This is a genomic window from Kitasatospora sp. NBC_01287 (genome assembly GCF_026340565.1).
Classification (GTDB): Bacteria; Actinomycetota; Actinomycetes; order Streptomycetales; family Streptomycetaceae; genus Kitasatospora.
This window is the reverse complement of the sequence record NZ_JAPEPB010000001.1, coordinates 1,753,751-1,772,271: the sequence shown is the minus strand read 5'-3', so window position 1 is coordinate 1,772,271 and position 18,521 is coordinate 1,753,751. Positions and strand designations below refer to the sequence as shown.

At 72.0% G+C, this 18,521-nt stretch carries 20 protein-coding genes and 1 pseudogene; 15 read left to right on the top strand and 6 right to left on the bottom strand.

Going from position 1 to position 18,521, the window contains the following annotated elements; genetic code table 11:
- The first annotated feature begins 108 nt into the window (after positions 1-108).
- The 4 genes from OG455_RS07265 (at position 109) to OG455_RS07250 (ending at position 4,283) form a co-directional block, all read left to right on the top strand.
- Positions 109-1,833: a PLP-dependent aminotransferase family protein gene (locus tag OG455_RS07265; RefSeq protein ID WP_266291420.1), complete on the top strand. Its 1,725-nt coding sequence runs from the start codon at positions 109-111 to the stop codon at positions 1,831-1,833.
- 323 nt (positions 1,834-2,156) lie between these two features.
- Positions 2,157-2,735, top strand: a complete 579-nt coding sequence (locus OG455_RS07260; RefSeq protein WP_266291418.1) for a DUF4865 family protein — start codon at positions 2,157-2,159, stop codon at positions 2,733-2,735.
- A gap of 85 nt (positions 2,736-2,820) precedes the next feature.
- Positions 2,821-3,240, top strand: coding sequence for a carboxymuconolactone decarboxylase family protein (locus tag OG455_RS07255; RefSeq protein ID WP_266291416.1), 420 nt, complete (start codon positions 2,821-2,823; stop codon positions 3,238-3,240).
- A complete protein-coding gene (locus tag OG455_RS07250) occupies positions 3,237-4,283 on the top strand; it encodes a phosphotriesterase (RefSeq protein WP_266291414.1) in 1,047 nt (348 codons plus the stop codon). The genes OG455_RS07255 and OG455_RS07250 overlap by 4 nt, the downstream gene beginning before the upstream one ends.
- A gap of 41 nt (positions 4,284-4,324) precedes the next feature.
- Here OG455_RS07250 and OG455_RS07245 read toward each other — a convergent pair whose 3' ends face one another.
- The gene (locus OG455_RS07245; protein ID WP_266291412.1) at positions 4,325-5,164 is read right to left on the bottom strand and encodes a class I SAM-dependent methyltransferase; all 840 of its coding nucleotides are present in this window, start codon (positions 5,162-5,164) and stop codon (positions 4,325-4,327) included.
- A 229-nt stretch (positions 5,165-5,393) separates the two neighbouring features.
- On the opposite strand from OG455_RS07245, the pseudogene OG455_RS07240 reads away from it, so the two are divergent.
- Positions 5,394-6,461 (top strand): annotated as a pseudogene (locus OG455_RS07240) (bifunctional aspartate transaminase/aspartate 4-decarboxylase); the annotation flags it as partial.
- A 52-nt stretch (positions 6,462-6,513) separates the two neighbouring features.
- Here OG455_RS07240 and OG455_RS07235 read toward each other — a convergent pair.
- Complete coding sequence (locus tag OG455_RS07235; RefSeq protein WP_266291410.1) at positions 6,514-7,278, bottom strand: SDR family NAD(P)-dependent oxidoreductase; 765 nt, start codon at positions 7,276-7,278, stop codon at positions 6,514-6,516.
- Positions 7,279-7,405: 127 nt separating this feature from the next.
- On the opposite strand from OG455_RS07235, the gene OG455_RS07230 reads away from it, so the two are divergent.
- Positions 7,406-8,092, top strand: coding sequence for a TetR family transcriptional regulator (locus OG455_RS07230; RefSeq protein ID WP_266291408.1), 687 nt, complete (start codon positions 7,406-7,408; stop codon positions 8,090-8,092).
- 119 nt (positions 8,093-8,211) lie between these two features.
- Here the strand turns inward: OG455_RS07230 and OG455_RS07225 are convergent, their stop codons facing one another.
- Positions 8,212-8,547 carry a MoaF N-terminal domain-containing protein gene (locus OG455_RS07225; RefSeq protein WP_266291406.1) on the bottom strand — a complete coding sequence of 112 codons (336 nt, stop codon included), beginning with the start codon at positions 8,545-8,547 and terminating at the stop codon, positions 8,212-8,214.
- Positions 8,548-8,737: 190 nt separating this feature from the next.
- On the opposite strand from OG455_RS07225, the gene OG455_RS07220 reads away from it, so the two are divergent.
- The 3 genes from OG455_RS07220 to OG455_RS07210 all read left to right on the top strand — a co-directional run bounded on the left by OG455_RS07220 (position 8,738) and on the right by OG455_RS07210 (position 10,990).
- A complete protein-coding gene (locus OG455_RS07220; RefSeq protein WP_266291404.1) occupies positions 8,738-8,932 on the top strand; it encodes a DUF1059 domain-containing protein in 195 nt (64 codons plus the stop codon).
- A 118-nt stretch (positions 8,933-9,050) separates the two neighbouring features.
- Complete coding sequence (locus OG455_RS07215) at positions 9,051-10,109, top strand: class I SAM-dependent methyltransferase (protein ID WP_266291402.1); 1,059 nt, start codon at positions 9,051-9,053, stop codon at positions 10,107-10,109.
- A 131-nt stretch (positions 10,110-10,240) separates the two neighbouring features.
- Entirely contained in the window at positions 10,241-10,990 is a 750-nt protein-coding gene (locus tag OG455_RS07210) for a response regulator transcription factor (protein ID WP_266291400.1), read from the top strand.
- A 25-nt stretch (positions 10,991-11,015) separates the two neighbouring features.
- Here OG455_RS07210 and OG455_RS07205 read toward each other — a convergent pair whose 3' ends face one another.
- On the bottom strand, positions 11,016-11,399 hold the full coding sequence (locus OG455_RS07205) for a helix-turn-helix domain-containing protein (RefSeq protein ID WP_266291398.1): 384 nt from the start codon (positions 11,397-11,399) through the stop codon (positions 11,016-11,018).
- Between the two features lie 95 nt (positions 11,400-11,494).
- Here OG455_RS07205 and OG455_RS07200 point away from each other — a divergent pair, with 95 nt between their 5' ends.
- Positions 11,495-12,442, top strand: a complete 948-nt coding sequence (locus tag OG455_RS07200; protein WP_323185434.1) for an NADP-dependent oxidoreductase — start codon at positions 11,495-11,497, stop codon at positions 12,440-12,442.
- 78 nt (positions 12,443-12,520) lie between these two features.
- Here OG455_RS07200 and OG455_RS07195 read toward each other — a convergent pair whose 3' ends face one another.
- The gene (locus tag OG455_RS07195) at positions 12,521-13,903 is read right to left on the bottom strand and encodes a tetratricopeptide repeat protein (RefSeq protein WP_323185433.1); all 1,383 of its coding nucleotides are present in this window, start codon (positions 13,901-13,903) and stop codon (positions 12,521-12,523) included.
- 163 nt (positions 13,904-14,066) lie between these two features.
- Here OG455_RS07195 and OG455_RS07190 point away from each other — a divergent pair, with 163 nt between their 5' ends.
- From OG455_RS07190 to OG455_RS07170, 5 genes are all read left to right on the top strand, one after another.
- A complete protein-coding gene (locus OG455_RS07190) occupies positions 14,067-14,585 on the top strand; it encodes an ATP-binding protein (RefSeq protein ID WP_266291396.1) in 519 nt (172 codons plus the stop codon).
- A 143-nt stretch (positions 14,586-14,728) separates the two neighbouring features.
- A complete protein-coding gene (locus OG455_RS07185; protein WP_266291394.1) occupies positions 14,729-14,863 on the top strand; it encodes an albusnodin family lasso peptide in 135 nt (44 codons plus the stop codon).
- 70 nt (positions 14,864-14,933) lie between these two features.
- Positions 14,934-16,748: an albusnodin/ikarugamycin family macrolactam cyclase gene (locus tag OG455_RS07180; RefSeq protein WP_266291392.1), complete on the top strand. Its 1,815-nt coding sequence runs from the start codon at positions 14,934-14,936 to the stop codon at positions 16,746-16,748.
- Positions 16,741-17,472 carry a lasso peptide biosynthesis B2 protein gene (locus OG455_RS07175; RefSeq protein ID WP_266291390.1) on the top strand — a complete coding sequence of 244 codons (732 nt, stop codon included), beginning with the start codon at positions 16,741-16,743 and terminating at the stop codon, positions 17,470-17,472. The genes OG455_RS07180 and OG455_RS07175 overlap by 8 nt, the downstream gene beginning before the upstream one ends.
- Positions 17,473-17,479: 7 nt before the next feature.
- Positions 17,480-18,034 carry a GNAT family N-acetyltransferase gene (locus tag OG455_RS07170; protein ID WP_266300681.1) on the top strand — a complete coding sequence of 185 codons (555 nt, stop codon included), beginning with the start codon at positions 17,480-17,482 and terminating at the stop codon, positions 18,032-18,034.
- Between the two features lie 58 nt (positions 18,035-18,092).
- On the opposite strand, the gene OG455_RS07165 is transcribed toward OG455_RS07170, so the two are convergent.
- On the bottom strand, positions 18,093-18,485 hold the full coding sequence (locus OG455_RS07165; protein WP_266291388.1) for a ribonuclease domain-containing protein: 393 nt from the start codon (positions 18,483-18,485) through the stop codon (positions 18,093-18,095).
- Between the last annotated feature and the right edge of the window lie 36 nt (positions 18,486-18,521).

The window sequence follows — 18,521 nt, the reverse complement described above, 5'->3', positions numbered from 1 at the left end:
TTGATCGGACCAGATGCCTGGGCCAAAGTACTGCCACTGAAGTGAGCCAAAAAGATGCCTGACCCCGTCCCCCGGCCGGGCTCTGACCTCGGGACTGTCCCCGTCCCCGTGCCCGTCCCCGTGCCCGTGCTCGTGCCTGGCCTCGACCTGCTGATCGAGCTCGGCCCACCGGGGGTGCGCGGCACCCGCCGCAGGGCGGTCGAGGAGGCGCTGCGCACCGCGATCCGCGAAGGGCGGCTGCCCCCGGGCGCGCGGCTGCCGGCCACCCGCGACCTGGCTGAGCAACTCGGCCTCTCCCGGGGGACGGTGAGCCAGGCCTATGAACAGCTGATCGCCGAGGGCTGGCTGATCGCCCGGACCAAGGCGGGCACCCGGGTCGCCGACGGCGTTGCCACTGCCACCGCTAATGCCACCGCTAATGCCACTGCCACCGCTACGGCCGCCGCTAATGCCGCCGCCACCGATCCGCGACTGCCCGCGCGGCCACTCCCCTCACTGTCCCCGTCACAGACCTCGGCCTCCCCGACCCCGCCCTGGTCCGGCCCCCCGTCCGGGGCGCGCCACGACCTGAGCCCGGGTCGACCCGACGTCTCGGCCTTTCCGCGTGCCGCCTGGGCCAGGGCGCTGCGCCGGGCGATCCACGAGGCGCCGGCCGAGGCGTTCGGCTACGGCGACCCGCGGGGGCGGATCGAACTGCGCACCGCTCTGGCCGGCTACCTCGGCCGGGTGCGCGGCGTGCGGGTGGCGCCGGATCACCTGCTGATCTGCGCCGGTTTCACTCAGGCACTCGGCCTGCTCACCGCGGTCTTCGCGGGAACGGGGGTGGGCGCGATCGCCATCGAGAACCCCGCGATGCCCGAGCACCTGGCGATCGCCGCGGCCCGGCTCGGCGTGCGCGACGTCACCGTCGACGACCAGGGCCTGCGGGTCGCGGAGTTGGCCGCGACCGACGCCGGGGCGGTTCTCTGCACCCCGGCACACCAGTTCCCGCTGGGTGTAAGCCTCTCGCCGGCCCGCCGGGCGGCGCTGCTGGCCTGGGCCGACGAGCGGGACGGCTGGATCGTGGAGGACGACTACGACGGCGAGTTCCGCTACGACCGCCGACCGGTGGGCGCCCTGCAGGCCCGCCGCCCGGACCGGGTGGTCTACGCCGGTTCGATCAGCAAGTCCCTGGGCCCGGCGGTGCGGCTCGGCTGGATCGCCTGCCCGCCCCGGCTGCTGGAGCCGCTGGTGGCGGCCAAGCATCTGGCGGACCGTCAGTCACCGGTGCTGGAGCAGTTGGCGCTGGCCGACCTGCTCGACTCCGGCGCCTACGACCACCATCTGCGCACCATGCGGCGCGGCTACCGGCGCCGCCGCGACCTGCTGGTGCGCTCTGTCGCGGAGCTGTTGCCGCGGGCCCGGATCACCGGCATCGCGGCCGGGCTGCACGCGATCCTCGAATTGCCGTCCGCCCCGAGTTCGACTGTCCTGAGTTCGACTGTCCCGGACTCGACTGTCCTGTGTTCGATCGTCCCAAACTCGACCATCCTGAGTTCGACTATCACAGACTCGACCATCCCGAAGTCGACCATCCCGAAGTCGACCATCCCGAAGTCGATCGTCCCGAGTTCGACCGTCCCGAGCCAGGCCATCCCCGGTCCCACTGAGCAGCGGATCGCCGAGGCCCTGCGTCAGGCCTCGGTCCGGGCTCGCCTGCTGGGCGGCTACCTGCGTGGTCCGGTCGCCGCCGAGGCGCCGCCCGCGCTGGTGGTCGGCTACGCGACCCCGAGCGCGCATGCCTACGCCGGAGCACTCGACGCGCTGCTCAGCGCCTTGCGCGCTCTGGGATAGCGAGCAAGGCGCCTCGGGACAGCGAGCGGCCCCCTTGTGGCGGCCGGACGCTTGGGGGAGCCGCCCGCCCGCGTGGGGGTGCGGGCGGGCGGCCGTCCAGTGGGGGAGAAGCGGCTCGGCCGGATGCGTTGAAGACCGCCGTGAAGCGTGGAAGTACGTGAGCACAGCGAACAACGCGTGAAGATTCAACTATTCAAAGAATACTATTCCGTGTCTGCATGTCCCTGTCCAGCTTTTCGGCCATTATGAGTAGCGTCTGTACCTACTAGTATGTACAGTGTCGCGGGAGGCAACAGCGCCAGAAGTGACAGGAGAGGTACCTGATGCACGCGATGCAGTACGAGATCACCCTGCCGGCCGACTACGACATGGACATCATTCGCCGCCGGGTCGCGACCAAGGGCCATCTGCTGGACGACTTCGCGGGCCTGGGGCTGAAGGCCTACCTGATCCGCGAGCGCGAGGTGGCGGGTTCGCCGGTCAACCAGTACGCGCCGTTCTACCTCTGGCACGCCGACGAAGGAGTGAACCGCTTCCTCTGGGGCCCCGGATTCCGCGGCCTCAGCGAGGACTTCGGGCGCCCGGCGATCCGCTCCTGGCTCGGGCTGGCCGTCCAGGACGGGCCTGCTCGCGCCGGTGCCCCGACCACCGCCACCCGCCTGCTCGCGCCGGTGCCCTTCGGGCAGGACCCGGCCGAGGCGATCGAGCGGACACTCGCCGCGCTGCCGGTGGGCCTGTCGGGGGTGCACACCACCGCGCTGGCCATCGACACCGCCCGCTGGGAGTTGGTGACCTTCACCCTCTGGACCGAGCCGCCCGGCCCCGAACACGGCGACCGCTACGAGGTACTGCATCTCAGCCGCCCCGAGTTGGCGGAGCTGCCGCGCGGGCGCCACTGGTGACGGGTCGGCCGACCCACCCCGACACGCACCCCGAGACCCACCCCGACACCCACCCCGAGACCCGAGCAGGAACGAGGAGCACCCAGTGGGCACCGAAGCGATCGAACTGACCCCGGCCACCCTGGACCGCGCGGCCGGCTACCGCCTGCTGGACGAACTGCAGGACCAGCAAACGCAGCAGGCCGCACTGCCGGCCCTGGAGCGGATCGCCCCGGGATTCGCGGACTGGATCGTGACCAGCCTGTTCGGCGGCACCTACCAGCGCCCGGGCCTGGACAGTCGCGACCGCCAACTGGTCAACCTCACCGCGCTGGCCACCCTCGGCGGCGTCGATCCGCAGCTCACCGGCCACATCCGCAGCAGCCTGCGGGTGGGGCTCACCAGGCAGCAGGTGATCGAGGTCTTCGTGCACCTGGCGCCCTACATCGGGACCCCGAAGGCGCTCGCCGCGCTGCGCGTGGCGTCGGCCACCTTCGAAGCGCTCGACCAGGAGGCGGCCGCATGACCCCCGCGCCCATCCCGACCTCCGCGCCCATCCCGACCCCCGCGCCCATCCCGACCTCCGCGCCCACCTCGTCCTCCGTCCCGGCCGTCCGCACCGTGCTCGGCGACCTCGACCCCGCCGAGCTCGGCGTCACCGACGCGCATGACCACCTCTTCCTCCGCAGCGCCAGGCTCCCCGGTCAGGAGCTGGACGACCCGGGCGCCGCCGCGGCCGAACTCGCCGCGTTCCACGCGGCGGGTGGCCGGGCGGTGGTCCAGTGGACGCCGTACGGGATGGGCCGCCGCGCCGCCGAGTTGCCGGCCCTCTCCCGCGCGGCGGGCGTGCACCTGGTCGCGGCCACCGGGCTGCACCAGGCCGGGCACTACGAGACGCTGCCCGACCTCGACCCTGACGCCCTCGCCGAGCTCTTCGTCCGCGAGCTGACCCACGGCATCTCCGCCCCAGGCATCTCCACCCCCGGTACCTCCACCCCCGGGAACGCGGGCCCGGCGGGCGTCGACACCCCCCGGGCCGGCCTGGTCAAGGTGGCCGGTGGCTACCACGGTCTGGACGCGCACGCCCGCCACACCATGGCGGCCGCCGCCGACGCGCACCACGCCACCGGCGCCCCGATCGCCGTCCATCTCGAGCAGGGCACCGCCGCGGTCGAGGTGGTCGACCTGCTCTGCGGGCGGCTCGGGGTGCCGCCGGCCAGTGTGATCCTCGGCCACCTCAACCGCTTCCCCGAGCCGAGGATCCATCAGGACCTCGCCGCCACCGGCACCTACCTGGCCTTCGACGGTCCCTCCCGGACCCACCACGCCACCGACTGGCGGCTGCTCGACTGCCTGGTGGCACTCGCGGAGGCCGGTCACGGTGCGCGGCTGCTGCTCGGCGGGGACACCGTGGTCAGGTCGGCCCGCGCGGCCGACGCCGAGGGCCCGGGGATGCCCTTCCTGCTCACCGGGCTGCGGCCGCGGCTGCGTCGTGCGCTGGGGGAGGAGCAGACCGACCTGATCTTCCGTCAGAACCCGGCCCGCGCCTTCGCAGCCGGCTGGCATTGACCCAGCGACCGCACGGCGACCGCACGGCGACCGCACGGCGGTCAGCCGGAGGCTCGCCCTGGATCCCGGCGGAACAGGGCCGTCCACAGGAACGCCTCGCCGAAGAGCGGCGACTCGGGCGGCTCGTCACGCATCCGGCGCAGCTCGACCTCTGTCAGGTCCGAGAAGATCCAGCGCAGCGACTCCGGGGTGTAGGCGAGGCCGCCCTGCAGCTGGCACGTGGGGTAGAGGTCCGTGTCGGAGAGTTCCGAGCCCATCGCGCCGGCGGCGAAGCAGGTGAGCGCGAGGTGGCCGCCGGGGGCCAGGACGCGGTCGAGGAGCGCCAGGTAGCTGACGCGGCGGTGCGGGGGCAGGTGATGGAGGCACCCCGAGTCGACGATCAGGTCGTACGGACCGGTCAGTGCCGGGCCGCCCACGGCCGCACCGCCCAACACCGCGTCAGCCGTCCCTGCACCGGACGTCCCTGCATCGGCCGGCGCCGTACCGGCCGGCACCGCGCCGGTCAGCCGGAACGCGTCGCCGCAAACGAAGCGGACCTCGGCCCCGACCTCCCGCGCCCGGTCCTCGGCCCACGCGATGCCGGCCGGGGAGAGGTCGACCGCGTCCACCTCGAACCCCCGGGACGCGAGGAACAGGGCGTTCCGGCCAGGACCGCAGCCGAGGTCCAGGGCCCGGCCCGGAGCTATCAGGCCCTGGTCGAGATAGGAGGCCAGGCTCTCGTCGGGCTTCGCCACGAAGAACGGGACCGGCCGCGACCGGTCGGCGTAGAAGCCGTCCCAGAACTCCGCGCCGTCACCCGTGGTCAAACGGCCGTCCTGACGGGCGAACAGCCCGTCCAGGAGCGTCAGGACATCCTCGACAGTGCGTACGGTCCGGTCCATCCGGTCCCCCTTCCGACAGAGTGCGAGCCTACGGTCGGGGGTGGCAAAAGGCCAGGTCAGGGCCGGTTTGCCGATCCCATGTACGCCTCGCTGAAAGCCCCCCGAGAGAGCCTGCGGGGCTCGCCCCGACCCTGGTCCCCGCAGGCCCTCCCGCCCCCGCCGGAGGCCGGGAAAGGGCGCTCCAGGGTCGGGCCCGGCGCACTTTTTCGGAAGACTTTCCGTCGGCGCCTTCGACTCGCTGATGAAGAACGGCTTGCTGCGCAAGGGCGACAAGATCGCGCTGATGGTGCCGGTCTTCACCCCCTACATCGAGATCCCGCGGCTGGAGGACTACGAGTTCGACGTGGTCACGGTGGAGGCCAACAGCTTCGCCGAGACCGGGGTGCGGCAGTGGCGCTACCCGGCCGAGGAGGTGGCCAAGCCGGCCGACCCGGCGGTCAGGCTGGTCTGCCTGGTCAACCCCAGCAACCCGCCCTCGCTGGCGCTCTCCCACCCGGTGGCCGAGCAGCTCAAGGAGATCGCCGCCGACAGCAACCCGAACCTGCTGATCGTCACCGACGACGTCTACGGCACCTTCGTCGACGGCTTCCGCACCATCGCGGCCGAACTGCCGCGCAACACGCTGCTGGTGTACTCCTACTCCAAGCACTACGGCGCCACCGGGCACCGGTTGGGCCTGATCGGCCTGAACGCGGAGAACGTGGTCGACGAGGCGATCGCCGCGCTGCCACCCGCCGAGCAGGCCCGACTGGCCAAGCGCTACGGCACGTTGAGCCTGACGCCCGAGAAGATCAAGTTCATCGACCGGCTGGTCGCCGACTCCCGGCAGGTCGCGCTCAACCACACCGCGGGGCTGAGCCTGCCGCAGCAGGTCCAGCTCACCCTCTTCTCGCTCTTCGCGATGCTGCCGGAGGGCAAGCAGTACAAGGCGCTGGTGCAGAACATCGTCAAGGAGCGGCTCGGCCTGCTGCTTGAGGGGTCGGGGATGAAGATCTCCGACGACCCGCAGCGGGCGGGCTACTACATCGAGTTGGACCTGCGGGCGGAGGCCGAGCGGGTGGCGGGACCGGAGTTCGCCGAGTACCTGCTGAAGACCTACGAGCCGACCGAGCCGCTCTTCCGGCTGGCCGAGCAGACCGGCGTGGTGCTGCTCAACGGCGGTGGCTTCGACGGCCCGCAGTGGTCGGTGCGGGTATCGCTGGCCAACCTCGACTCGCTGGACTACCTGAAGATCGGTCACCACCTGCGCGCGATCTTCGCCGAGTACCAGGCCGAGTGGGAGGCGATCAAGGGTTGACGGTCCATCAGGGCGGCTGCGGGGCCCGATCGCTGAGCCCCGCAGCCGGCGCTCACATGTGGGTGCCGCCGTCGATCCGGATCTCGGTGCCGGTCACGAAGGCGCCGTCCTCGCTCGCCAGCATCGCGATCACACCGGCCACCGTCTCCGGGCCGGCGAAGCCCGTGCCGAGCGCGGGCGCGAGCTTGGCCAGCAGGCTGAAGTCGGCATCGGCCGGCAGGCCCGGGTTGTTGGTCATGCCGCTGTCGATGCTGCCGGGCGCCACGCAGACCGCGCGCAGGCCCTGCTTGCTGTACTCCTGGGCGATCGCGTGGGTGAAGGACTGGATGCCGCCCTTGGTCGCGGCGTAGGCGGCCATGTACGGGTGGGCGAACGTCGCCGAGGTGGAGCTGAAGTTGACCACCACGCCGGAGCCGGCGGCGAGCAGGGCGGGCAGCGCCTCGCGGGTCATCAGGAAGGTGCCGGTCAGGTTGACCTTCAGCAGGGTGTTCCAGAACTCCAGGCTGGTCTCGTGGGTGTGCGAGGAGCGCAGTATCCCGGCGGCGTTGACCAGGACGTCGAGCCCGCCCAGGCGCTCGACGGCGGCGGCCACGCCCGCGACGACCGACTGCTCGTCGGCGATGTCCAGGAGCGCGGTGGTCAGGCGCTCGGCGGTGCCGTCGACGGCGGCCCGCTCGGCCGTCCCGCGCAACCCGGCCTCGCTGACGTCCACGGTGACGACCTGGGCGCCCTCGGCGAGCAGGCGGTGCACAGTGGCCCGGCCGATGCCGGAACCGCCGCCGGTGATCAGGACCCGGCGACCGGAAAAGCGCTGCATGGTGGTGCTCCGTTCTCGTTCTGCGCCCGCCGTGCCGCGGCCGCGCCGTCCACCGTACGCCTGGATGGCACGTTGTGCCAGCTTGGCATGACGTGCCAAGTAGGCAGGCGCGGCGTAGCGTGGAGGCATGACCGACCGCCCCGCGCCCCTCGCCGACCGCCGCACGCAGGCCGCGGACCGCCCCGCCGCCGCGGACCGCCCCTCCCTCACCGACCGGCGGCGCGCCGAGACCCAGTTGGAGATCGCCCTCACCGCCGCCGAGCTCTTCGCCGATCGCGGCGCGGAGGCGACCGGTGCCGAGGAGATCGCGCGGGCCTCGGGCGTCGCGCTGCGCACCTTCTACCGCTACTTCCGGACCAAGGAGGAGGCCGTCGCCCCGCTGCTCGCGGCGGGCGGCCGCCGCTGGCTGGAGCTGATCGCCGGCGGCCCGGCCGAGCTGCCGGTGCCGCAGGTGCTGGAGCGGGCGGCCGTCGAGGCGCTCACGCCGGCGGACGAGCGGGCGGCGGAGGCACTGCGCTGGACCAGGGCGCTGCTCACCGACCCGGGGCTGCGCCGGGTCTGGCAGGGGGTGCACCAGGACTCGGAGGACGCGCTGGTCCCGATCCTGGCCGAGCGCTGCGGGGCGGGCGTCGACCCGCTGGAGGTGCGGCTGGCGGCGGCGGCCGCCACGGCCGCGATCCGGGTCGCGCTGGAGAGTTGGGCGGCCCGTCCCGAGGCCCCGGTCCAGGGCGAGGGCGCGCCCGGCCCGCTGGCCGCGCGCTGCCTGCGGGAGTTGACGGCGGGCCTGCGGCTCTGGGCGGACGACCGGGGCTGAGCCGGCCGCGAGCCGGCCGCGCGCGGGCGGCGGGCTCAGCCGGCCGGGAGCGGACCGTGCGAGCGGGTCATGGGAGCGGACCGTGCGAGCGGGTCATGGGAGCGGACCGTGCGAGCGGGTCAGGCCACGGGCTCCAGGGTGCCGGTGTGCAGCTCGCCGACCCGGCCGCCCTCGCCCTCGTAGGTCCAGAACGCCCGGACGGTCAGCCTGCCCAGGTCCATCACGTGGCTGACCGTGATGCCGCTCTGCTCGGTCCAGCTGACGAAGTAGACGTCCGGCGCGACCAGCGCGACGTGGAGCGCCACGTCCTCCCACTGGCCGGCCGACTCGCCCAGGCCCTCCCAGCGCAGCCGCCTGCCGTCGGCCGAGTAGGCGTTGCGGAAGGCGGCACCGTTGTCGACCTGGAAGAGGTACGTCCGCCCGGCGAAGCCGGGCAGGGCAGCGGTCTCGGTCATGCTGGCGGAGGTCCTCGTCTCTGCTGCGGATCCGGTCCGGGATCGGAAGCCGGGTGTCCCCAAAGCTATCCGACCGGCCCGGTGGAGAGACAATGGTTCCGCGACACGCCCGTGCCGCCGCGCGCCGGTTCTCCGGCCAGCGGGTGGCCCGTCGGCGGGTGCGGCAGCGTGGCGGGTCGGGAGGTCGATCATGCGCAAGGTCGTCGACTGCCGGGAGATGCCGAGCGAGATGAACTGCAGCCTCGCCATCTCCGGCGAGGAGGACGAGGTGGTGCGGGCCGCCACCGAGCACGCGGTCTCGGTCCACGGCCACACCGATTCCAAGGAGCTGCGCGACCAGATCAGGGCCGGGCTCAAGGACGAACTCGTCCTGCAGCACACCTGACCTGGGCAGCTGGTGCCCCACGTGGCGCCCGCCCGCCCCGGGCCGTACGGAGAATCCCGTATGGCCCGGGGCGGGCGTCTTCTGCTGGAGTGGGAGGAGCACCCAGGAGGTGGTCCCGATGGCGGTCGACGAAGAGAAGATGATGGAGTTCCTGGGCCGAGTGATCGGCGACGCCGGAGCCGCGGTGGCGGGGCTGTGCACCTCGCTCGGCGACCGGCTCGGCATCTACGCCGCGATGGCCGAGGGCGGCCCGATGACCGCCGCGCGGCTCGCCGAGCGCACCGGCCTGCAGGAGCGCTACCTGCGGGAGTGGCTGGCCGCCCAGGTGGCCGGCGAGTACGTGACCTACGACCCGCGGACCGACAGCTACCTGCTGCCCGAGGAGCACGCCGCCGTGCTGGCCGACCCCTCGGTGCCCACGTACGCGGCCGGCTTCTTCACCATGCTGCAGGCGATGTACGGCACCGAGGACGTGCTGATGGACGCCTTCCGCACCGGTCAGGGCGTCGGCTGGGAGGAGCACAGCGAGGCCCTCTTCGCCGGCACCGCCAAGTTCTTCCGCCCCGGCTACGCGGGTGCCCTGGTACCCGAGTGGATCCCCGCGATGAACGGCACCGAGCGCAAGCTGACGGCCGGCGCCGAGGTCGCCGACGTGGGCTGCGGCTACGGCTGGTCCACCATGCTGATGGCCAGGGCCTATCCCGCCTCGCACTTCACCGGCTTCGACTTCCACCAGCCCTCGATCGACCGCGCTCGCGAACTCGCCGCCGAGCAGGGCCTGTCCGAGCGGGTCGGCTTCGAGGTCGCGGGGGCGCAGGACTTCCCCGGGGACCGCTACGACCTGATCACCTTCTTCGACTGCCTGCACGACATGGGCGACCCCGGCGGCGCGCTGCACCACGCCGAGCAGGCGTTGGCCCCCGACGGCGCCTGCATGATCGTCGAACCGAACGCCTCGGCCGACGTCCGGGAGAACGCCAACCCGGTCGGCCGGGTGGTCGTCTCCGCCTCGGTCGCCCTCTGCCTGCCCGCCGCGCTCGCCCAGCACGGTCCGCAGGCGATGGGCAACCACGCCGGTGAGGAGGCGATGCGCCGGCTCGCCGACGACGCGGGGCTGCACCACTGGAAGCTGGCCGCCGAGAGCCCGGTCAACCGGGTCTACGCCGCCGCCCGCTAGCTCACCCCTCCCTCGGTCGCCCGCTGGCTCACCGTCCTTCGGTCGCCCGCTCGGGCCCGCGGCCGCCACCCGGGCCGGGTTTGTCGGGACCCGGCTTGACCCGACCTCCCCATCGGGAGCACGCTCGATGCGTGACTCCGTCCGGGGAGGTCGGGCTGCGGCGGATCTGCGCCGTGATCGACCTGCTGCTCGACGCCGTCGACGAGGAGAGCCTCCTGCCGGCGCTCTTCCCGATGCTGCTCCGCGCGGTCCCCGGCGACAGCCTGACCTGGTCCACCCGTACCCCCACCGGGCGCCACCCGGTCACCCTGCCCGGCGCGCTCTTCACCCCGCAGGCGCTGGCCGCCTTCTTCCGCCACGCCCCCGAGGACGCGCTGTTCCGCCACACCAACACCGGCTGCGGCGCCCCGGCGCGCCGCAGCGACCTGCAGTCGCTGACCGAGTACCACGGCCTGGGCACCTACGGCGAGGCGCTCGGCCCGATCGGCGCCGAGTACCAGTTGGCGATGGCCTTCCCGGCCGGCTGGGCGCGCGGCGGCGGCCGCCGCACCGTCGCGCTGATCGTCAACCGCGCCGGCAGCGACTTCGCCGACGCCGACCTGGAGGCGGCCGTGCTGCTGCGCAGCCGCCTGACCCACGCCCTGGACCGGCTGGCCCCGCCCCTCGCGCCGCCCCCGGTCGACCTCACCGCCCGCGAGGCGACCGTCCTCGACCTGCTCGCCCAGGGATTGACGGACCGTCAGATCAGCCGCCGGCTCGACGTCGCCGCCCGCACCGTGGACAAGCACCTGGAGCACGCCTACGCCAAGCTGCGGGTGCACAACCGGGTCGCCGCCGCCTCGGCCTGGCGGGACGCGGGGCGGGGCGCTGGGCGGGGCTGACCGGGACCCGCCGCGATGCCGTTTCTTACGCGATCCCGGTGGCCGCAGCGGCCGTACTGGCCGTACTGGCCGCCTCCCGGGCGGTCAGGATCTCCGGAACGTGCGCCACCGACCACTGCGCGATCGCGGTGGTCAGCTGCCCGGCCTCCACACCCAGTGCGGTCAGCGCGTACTCCACCCGCAGCGGGACGGTCGGGTAGACGGTCCGCTCGATGAGGCCGTCGCGCTCCAGTGCCCGCAGGGTCTGGGTGAGCATCTTCTGCGTGATCCCGTCCAGCAGGCGCAGCAGCGCGTTGAACCGCATCGGCCCCTCGTGCTCGCGCAGGGCGGCCAGCACGTAGAGGGTCCACTTGTTGGCCAGCAGCTCGACCACGGTGCGCGAGGGGCAGTCACGACGGTAGACAATCATGGGTAACTAGGTATCAGAAAGGTACCTACTGTTCAAGGGATACCGCCTGCCACCAGGATGGACACCGATCGACCCATCCCCACAGGAGGCTTACCGTGTCCACCCGCATGCATGCCGTCAGCCAGCGCTCCTTCGGTGGCCCCGAGGTGCTCGAACTGGTCGAGACCGAGCGCCCGCAGCCGGGTCCGGACGAGGTGCTGGTGCGGGTCCGGGCCGCCGGGGTGAATCCGGCGGACTGGCGGATCCGCTCGGGCGAGGTGCGCCGGTTCGGCGAGCCGCCGTTCACGCTGGGCCTCGACCTGGCGGGCGAGGTCGAGGCGGTCGGCGCCGGGGTGAGCCGGTTCGGGCCCGGTGACCGGGTCTTCGGTGTCGCGCTCCTGCCGCGCGGCGCGTACGCCGAGTACGCGGCCGTCCCGCAGGACCGGCTGGCCGCCGTCCCGCCCGGACTGGACCTCGTGCAGGCGGCCGCGCTGCCCACCGCCGGCCTCACCGCCTGGCAGCCGCTCACCCACCACGCCCCGGTCCGCGCCGGACAGCGGGTCCTGGTGCACGCGGCCGCCGGCGGGGTCGGCCACCTCGCCGTTCAGATCGCCAAGGCCCGTGGCGCGTACGTGATCGGCACGGCCCGAGCGGCGCACCACCCCTTCCTGCGCGAGCTGGGCGCCGACGAGCTGATCGACTACACCCGCACCGACTTCACCACCGCGCTGCGCGACATCGACACCGTCCTCGACCCCGTCGCCGGCGACTACGGCCCGCGCTCGCTGGCCGTCCTGACCCCCGCCGGCACCCTGCTCGACACCCGCGGCACCGGCCCCGACCGCACCACCACCCGCCACCTCGCCGCCGAACTCGGCCTGCGCTACGTCGAGTTCGGCTTCACCCCGGCCGCCGCCGACCTCGCCCGGCTGGCCGCCCTCGCCGAACGCGGCCAACTGCGCGCGGCAGTGGCCGAGCTGCTCCCGCTCGCCGAGGCGGCGGCCGCCCACCGGCTGAGCGAGAGCGGGCGGGTGCGGGGGAAGATCGTGCTGAGCGTCGGTTGAGGCGGGATCCCGGCTGGGGGCCGGATCGTCGTAGCCCGGCTCGGCCGCAAGGAGGGTGACCTCTCGATACTCCCTGGTTCATCGGACAGTTCGGCCGATCACCATCGGCCGGGCACGGTCGATGAGGTCGCGAACACGCACATTGCGGCTGTGGGGCCTCGTTGTGGCGATCATGGCGCGGAAGCGGTCATCGGCCCGACCGGACTGGATGTGGGGGTAGTCGTCCAAGGCGAGGTGCCAGTTCTGGACGGCTTCCTCCAGTCGGCCGACCTCCAACTGCCACTCAGCGAGCATCGCGCGGTGACGAACCCTGGCCCGCCGGTACAGCGAGGGCCGGACCTGTTCCGAATGTTGGAGCGCGCGGATCGCGCCCTCGCGGTCGCCGAGCTCGTGGGTGACCTGGGCAATGTGGTACGAGAGCGAAGCGGGGTCGTAGGAGCCGTGGGCTGTGGCCTTGGACTCGGCGTTCTCCATGGCGGTCTCGGCCGCGCGCAGCATGGCCAGCGCTGCGCAGCGGTCACCGGTCTGTGCGAGGGCGTGGGCCTGCTGACCGGCGAGAAAGGCCCGCATCCTTGGCCCGGCCTCGGGTGAGGCGGCAGCGGCGGCCTCCGCGTACCGTACAGCGGTTGCTCCGTGGCCTAGTTCGACGGCCTGGACGCTCATGCCCCTCAGGGTTGTGCAGTAGGTGAGGTGATCGTCGGCGGCCAGAGCGAGTTCGAGCGCCTTGGTGTAGTAGCTCTGGCCGAGCAGGTCCAGGCGCTCGTCCACCGCCATGTAGCCGGTCAGGTAGAGGTGGTCCGCAGCGGCGGACAGCAAGGCCCTACGCACCTCGTCGGACGCGGTGGCCTTGAGGTAAGGGGCGATGTTGTTGACCAGGAACGCGGCGGCCATCGGTCGGGCGGTCCGGCCGCCGAACTGGTCGTCCAGCTCACTGATTCGCTCGGTCATGGCTACCACGGACTCGACCTCGGCCATGCCGATCCGGGTGTGCGGGGCGGTCTTCAGCCTTTCGAACCGCCCGACGAGGTCCGGCCAGTCGGGGATGGCCAGGGCGATCGAATACAGGCCCGCCCCGAGCACACCCCTACGCGATGGGTCCATGTCCACGCTCCCGAGGTCGATCAGTCCCGCCACCGTATCTGTGCACTGAGGCTGCACATCGGGCTGATCCGCGAAGCCCGCCTCAAATGCGGTGATCGGCCGTTTCAGACGACGGGTCAGCGCCTCGATGACCACCGGTCGGTACTTGGCCATGGGGCGGGTGCCCGAGAGCCAATGTGAGACAGCGGATTCGTCGTATCTCAGCTTGAAACCGGCCTCGGTCCCGGCCCGGTTGACCGCGCGGGCGAACTCGCCGTTGCCTGCCCAGCGGCACTCGGCGATCAGCGTGGCGAGCCTGCCGTTGGGTGTCCGCTTGCGTGCTGTCATTGCCGGCCTCCGGTCATGTTTCAAGGGTTTCAAGCATCTGGGCTCTCTCTACCGTGTTCACGCCCTGCGCACACCTGTTGACTGGTTGTCAGGTCGCCGAAGATCCTGCCAACCCGGAGACCTGCTCCTGGCCGACGACATTGCTCCCGTTGCAGGCCGTCGATACTCCCTGTTCAGCACCGAAGGGTTCTTCGTCATGCCCGTGCGCAGCTGCTCCGTTACCGTGATCCGCGACCCGGCCTGCGTGCCGGAGGCCCGTCGCTGGGTCCGAGCCCAGGTCGCCGGCTGGGGCGTCCAGCTGGACGACCACAGCCAGGCGGCCATCGAGGTCGTCACCTCGGAACTGGTGACCAACGCGGTTCGGCACACCACAGCGACGTGGCTCACCGTCGGTCTGTACGCCAACCCGCGCCTTCGCCGGGTCCTGGTCGAGGTCTACGACGGTTCAGCGGCCCTGCCGCGAGTGCGAATGGTCGGACCGGACCAGGAGAGCGGACGTGGCTTGCTCCTGGTCGAGCGCTTGTCCCTGAAACACGGTGCTGAGCGGACCGAGCGAGGGAAGAAGGTCTGGGCGGAGCTGGAGCTGCCCGAGCAGCCGTTGATGCGCCGCCAGCTCATGGGTCACCCACGCCGTGCGGCCCGCGCGCTCGCCCGCCAGCGGTCCGGCCACCGCCGCCCGCGGATACGCCCGCCGTGGCCATCGCCGGCACGCTGACCCGCCGCCGATCGGCGATGGGCAGCATGACTTTTCGCCCTGAGCCTGTGCCAGGGCGGAAGACGGCACCCTCACGGTGCCGTGCCCGGCCGGCAGCGGGCTGATCGGGCGAAATCGATCATCTGGAAGAGAGGACGAAACCAATGAGCGACCTGGTCCACACCGAGGCCACCATCGAGGACGACGCCGCGCCGGTCGAGATCGGCGACGCGGCGGCCCTGACTGAGGGCCAGGGCCAGGGCAGCAGCGAGGACAAGCGCCGCGCCTACAACTGCTGACCCGCCCCTGGTGCTGTTGCCCCGGCGTCGATCGGGGCAACAGCACCGCCCCCAGCCCATGGAGGAAGCCATGATCCTCGGAGGATTCAGCACTGCCAACGCCATCGGCCCTCGCCCGCAGGGGGCGAGCGCGGCCTGCTCGCGGAGTTGGCGGCTCGGCGAAGGAACCTTGCGAGCCCTGACCGGCCGCACCGGCCGGAGCGTGCTGGTGGCCGGCCGGTGCGGCGTGAGCGACTTCGAACTGTCCTTGCTGGCCGAGTCCGCCCTACCGGTTGACGTGGCCTGGCGTTGGTCCGGTGCCTACGCCGTCATTGAGGAGACCGATGCTGCGGTGGTAATCCACACGGACCCGGCCGCCGCTCAGCCGGTCTACGCGACCCGCTGGGAAAGCGGCTGGGTCTGGTCCACCTCTGCTCGACTGCTGGCAGCCCTCACCGGGGCGTCGATCGACACGCAGCGCCTGGCCTGCGCTGTGTTCCTTCCCTCGGTGCCCGCCCTGGCCGCTGGTCGTACATTCTTCGACGGCGTGCGACAGCTTCCGCCCGGGGCACGGGTCGAACTGCCGGCCAACGGCACCACCTGGCGCGTCACCACCCAGTGGCGGCCGGACCCGGTGCCCGGATGGTTGCCCGATCTTCGACTGTACGACGCCTTGGCCGCCGCGGTCGCCCTGCAGATGACTGCCGACCCGGCGCTGTCGTGTGACCTGTCCGGTGGATTGGATTCCACCAGCATTGCACTGCTGGCTGCCACAGCCCTTCCAACCGGTCGGCGGCTGAACGCAATCACCATCCACCCCAATGGGGACCTCGGCGGAGCCGATCTCCGCCATGCCCGCTTGGCCGCCAGCCGCTACCCGCACCGGATCGACCACCATCTGCTGCCGCTGACCGAACGGCACCTTCCCTACACCGCGATCTCGGAGGTGCCCGCGACCGACGAACCGGCGCCCTCGACACTCACCCAGGCCAGGCTGACTGGCCAACTGGATTGGATGCGGGACGTACTGGGCACTCGTACCCACCTGACAGGCGATGGCGGCGACAGCGTCCTGTTCCAGCCTCCGATCCATTTGGCCGACCTGCTCCGCCATCGCCGCCTTCGCCGTGCAGCGGGCGAGGCCATTGGCTGGGCTCGCCTGCGCCACACCTCGGTCGGCCCATTGCTGTGGGGAGCCGCCCGTGCCACTCGTACCGGCCGCAGCCAAGCCCTTGCAACCCTCGCCGCTTCAATCGGGACGCGGGGGCGCGACGATCACGGCCTGGTGGTCTGGTTCCCGCTGCTGGCGCATCCGGCCTGGGCCGCTCCGTCGGCCGCCCGTCTTGTCACGGAGGCCGCCGGACAGGCCGCTGCCGAGGCCGATCCCTTGCAGGGCCTGGACTTCTCGGTGCGGACGCTGGTGGACGAGATCCGCGAGGTCGCCCGGACCGCCGCAGCCGATACCCAGCTGGCCGCCGCCTCGGGCGTTGAGTTGCACAATCCGTTCCTCGACCCGCTGGTGGTGGATGCGGTGCTGACCACCCCGCTCGACCGCCGACCCGCCCTGCACGCCTACAAGCCGGTCCTGGCCCGCGCGATGTCCGGTCTGCTGCCTGCCGAGACCGCCGCTCGCACGACCAAGGGCAGCTTCGACGCTGACCACTACACCGGGTTGCGAACCAATCTCGCAGAGCTGTCCGCCCTCGCCGATGGCTACCTGGCGGCCCTTGGCCTGCTTCAACCCGGCCGGTTCCGCAAGCACTTGGCCCAGGCGGCCGCAGGCCTGCCGATGCCGCTCGCCACCCTCGAACAGGCTCTCACCGTGGAAGCGTGGTTGATCGCCCATCACCGCGACCCCGCGCCTGATTGGATCCGAACTCCGGCAAGGCCCGAACCCTGTGTCTGATCTCCCTACCTTCGCCGTTCCGCCACTGTGGGTCCGCGCTGCCGACTTCGGCCACGTCCTGGTCCTCATCGATTACCGCACCGGCAAGATCCAAGGCCTGCTGCCGGCGGCCGCCGAGCGCTTTCGCCAGGCAGCCCGAACCGGCTGCCTGGATCCGCTGTCCGAACAGCTCGCCTCCCAACTTCTGGACGCCAAACTCCTCACTCCTGCCTCTGCCGCCTGCCCGTGGCCGGTGACAGAGGCAGCGACAGCGACCGGGAGCTGGGGCAGTGCCGAGTTCCCCGCTGGTGCCACCCGCCCCAAGCCCGTTTCGCGCCCGGCCCTGATCAATGCCGCCGGGGCCGTGGCTGCCGTCGCCTCGATCAAGGCCGCAGGCAGCCGCAGCACCACGATGCTCCGCGTCGTCCGCACCGTCCACTGGGCCTCGTCAACCTGCCGTCGCCCGGCCACCCTCGAACAGGCGGCGGCTGCCGTATTTGCCGTCCGCGCCGCTGGCTGGTGCTCCCCGGCCCGCACCGCCTGCCTTGAGGAGTCCATCGCTGTCGTGTTGTTGCTGGCCGCCCGCCGGTTGGCCGTCACCTGGTGCCACGGCGTAGCCGCCGACCCCGTGCGGCTGCACGCCTGGGTGCAGACTGAGGACGGCACCCCGGTCGCCGAACCGCTCTCGACCCGCGCCTACACGCCCATCCTCACCCTCGGAGCCCGCCATCACCGCCAGCCCTGAGCCGATCCTGTGGGTCGGCACCGACACCTGCGCGCTCGGCCCCTACCGTGCCGACCTCGTGGAGACCTACTGGCGGTGGGAGCAGGACCCCGTGCTCCTGGTCGGCTACGGTCGCCAGCAGCCCGAGTCACTGGAGGCCCGCACCGAGGGCATGGCCCACCAACTCCGTGGTGACAACATCCGGTTCACCATCTACGAACTGACAGGGGACGGCCCAACCCCGGTCGGGGTCGCCACCCTGCTGCCCGACCAGGCCGTCCGCACCGCCGAGTACGTCGTGATGCTCGCCCCCGAAGCCCGTGGCAAGGGCTTGGGCACGGCCGCCACCCGCCTCGTGCTCGACTACGCCTTCCACATCACCAACCTGCGGATGGTCTGGCTCAAGGTCCTCGCCCCGAACAAGGGTGGCGTCCGCGCCTACGAGAAGGCGGGTTTCCGCCCCGCCGGGATGCTCCGCGAGGCCGGCTACTGGCTCGGCCGGGTCTGCGACGAGCTGATCATGGACGCGCTCGCCGCTCAGTTCGCCGGTCCCTCGGTCATCGCGCCGCTGCTGCCCGAGTAGGCGACGCGCAGCGCCGGGGGCGCGGTACCTCGCCCCCGGCGCCATGCGGCCGACTGTCTCAGCAGCTGAAGTCGATCAGCGAGAACGACTCGTAGTGGTCGGAGGTGTAGTAGTCCGACCCGTCCTCGCCGGTCACGATCCGGCGGGTGCTGCGGTTGCCGGCGCCCGGGGTGGTGACGGTGTACTCCTGGTAGAAGCCGTACGGCTCGCTGGGGAGGACGCCCTCGCGGTTCTGGAAGGTCTCGCCGTCCTCGGAGTACGGGAACGGGCCGCCCTGCGCGATCAGGTCGAGGGTGTGGTCGGCCTGGCTGGGCAGCGCGGACTGGCAGATGTCGCCGCTGACGTCCGCGTGGGCGTCGGAGGCGAAGACGGCGGTCGGGGCCAGGGTGAGCAGGCCGACGGTGACGACGGAGGCGGTACGCGACTTCAACGCGCGTAGAAGAGTCTGCATGTGCAGCAGTGTGGGGCAGCTCCGGGAAGGCTGGGA

Coding starts and splice junctions, on each gene's coding strand:
- OG455_RS07260 (WP_266291418.1), top strand. CDS start 2,157: ATGCACGCGATGCAGTACGAGATCACCCTGCCGGCCGACTACGACATG.
- OG455_RS07250 (WP_266291414.1), top strand. CDS start 3,237: ATGACCCCCGCGCCCATCCCGACCTCCGCGCCCATCCCGACCCCCGCG.
- OG455_RS07245 (WP_266291412.1), bottom strand. CDS start 5,164: ATGGACCGGACCGTACGCACTGTCGAGGATGTCCTGACGCTCCTGGAC.
- OG455_RS07235 (WP_266291410.1), bottom strand. CDS start 7,278: ATGCAGCGCTTTTCCGGTCGCCGGGTCCTGATCACCGGCGGCGGTTCC.
- OG455_RS07230 (WP_266291408.1), top strand. CDS start 7,406: ATGACCGACCGCCCCGCGCCCCTCGCCGACCGCCGCACGCAGGCCGCG.
- OG455_RS07225 (WP_266291406.1), bottom strand. CDS start 8,547: ATGACCGAGACCGCTGCCCTGCCCGGCTTCGCCGGGCGGACGTACCTC.
- OG455_RS07220 (WP_266291404.1), top strand. CDS start 8,738: ATGCGCAAGGTCGTCGACTGCCGGGAGATGCCGAGCGAGATGAACTGC.
- OG455_RS07215 (WP_266291402.1), top strand. CDS start 9,051: ATGGCGGTCGACGAAGAGAAGATGATGGAGTTCCTGGGCCGAGTGATC.
- OG455_RS07205 (WP_266291398.1), bottom strand. CDS start 11,399: ATGATTGTCTACCGTCGTGACTGCCCCTCGCGCACCGTGGTCGAGCTG.
- OG455_RS07190 (WP_266291396.1), top strand. CDS start 14,067: ATGCCCGTGCGCAGCTGCTCCGTTACCGTGATCCGCGACCCGGCCTGC.
- OG455_RS07185 (WP_266291394.1), top strand. CDS start 14,729: ATGAGCGACCTGGTCCACACCGAGGCCACCATCGAGGACGACGCCGCG.
- OG455_RS07180 (WP_266291392.1), top strand. CDS start 14,934: ATGATCCTCGGAGGATTCAGCACTGCCAACGCCATCGGCCCTCGCCCG.
- OG455_RS07165 (WP_266291388.1), bottom strand. CDS start 18,485: ATGCAGACTCTTCTACGCGCGTTGAAGTCGCGTACCGCCTCCGTCGTC.